Origin of the sequence: Vicingus serpentipes, from assembly GCF_007993035.1 — a bacterium.
Classification (GTDB): Bacteria; Bacteroidota; Bacteroidia; order Flavobacteriales_E; family Vicingaceae; genus Vicingus; species Vicingus serpentipes.
Map to the genome: position 1 here is coordinate 1 of NZ_VOOS01000017.1, position 1033 is coordinate 1033.

The 1033-nt window shown below is 36.3% G+C and carries 1 protein-coding gene; it reads left to right on the forward strand.

Annotation, left to right across the window (positions count from 1 at the left end):
- The coding region (locus FRY74_RS12760; RefSeq protein ID WP_189765274.1) for a SprB repeat-containing protein at positions 1-1033 on the forward strand (1033 nt) is incomplete at both ends.

Genomic DNA, 1033 nt, shown 5'->3' on the forward strand with positions numbered 1-1033 from the left:
ACCAAGTGAAATACTAATAACTACATCAACAGTAACTGCAACTTGTGGTATGCCTAATGGAGAAGCTCACGCATCGATAAGTGGAGGAACACCAGGATACAGTTATTTTTGGAATCCAGGAATGGTTAATGATACTTCAATGCTTGGTTTAAATTCTGGAAGCTATACGTTTTATGTCACAGATAATAATGGTTGTAATGATAGTGCAATTGTTAATGTTAGTAGTGCAATTGGCCCTACAGCTCTAATTGATACAATAACAAATGTAAGTTGCTTTGGTGGAAATAATGGTAGTATTACAGGTATTGCAAATGGTGGCACTCCACCATTAACAATAGATTGGATTTCGACAGGTACAACAGATCTAATCGACTCAAATTTAACCGCTGGAATATATGTATTTTCTGTTACAGATGATAATGGCTGCCAAGATTTCGCAACTGCAGAAATACAAGAGCCAGATTCATTGATAGCTGCACTTTTAGGTGCAGATGTTAATTGTAATGGTGGAAGTGATGGATCAATAGAAGCATTTGTTTCCGGAGGAACAACACCTTACTCATATTTGTGGTCAGGAAATTTAGATACAGGTAACATTTCTGATTCACTATTAGCTGGAATTTACAATGTAGTAATATCAGATATTAATAACTGCCAATTAACAAGTTCCATAACAATAGGAGAACCAACTCCTTTATTTCTTTCACTTATTGGTACAAATGTAAATTGCTATGAAGGAAACGACGGTTCTGCTATAGCAAATGTAACAGGTGGCACACCAAATTACAATTATTCATGGACTCCTGCGCTTGGATCTTCAGATGCTTTAACTGGAATACAAGCGGGAACATATAATTTAACTGTTGAAGATGGAAACAATTGTTTTATTTCTGATTCGATAATAATTACACAGCCTGCTTCTGGTTTATCTTTAGATATTGCCCAGACAAACGTTAGTTGTAACGGTGGCAATGATGGTGAATTAATCGTTACTCCTAATGGTGGTACTGCTCCTTTCTCTTTCGCTTGGAGT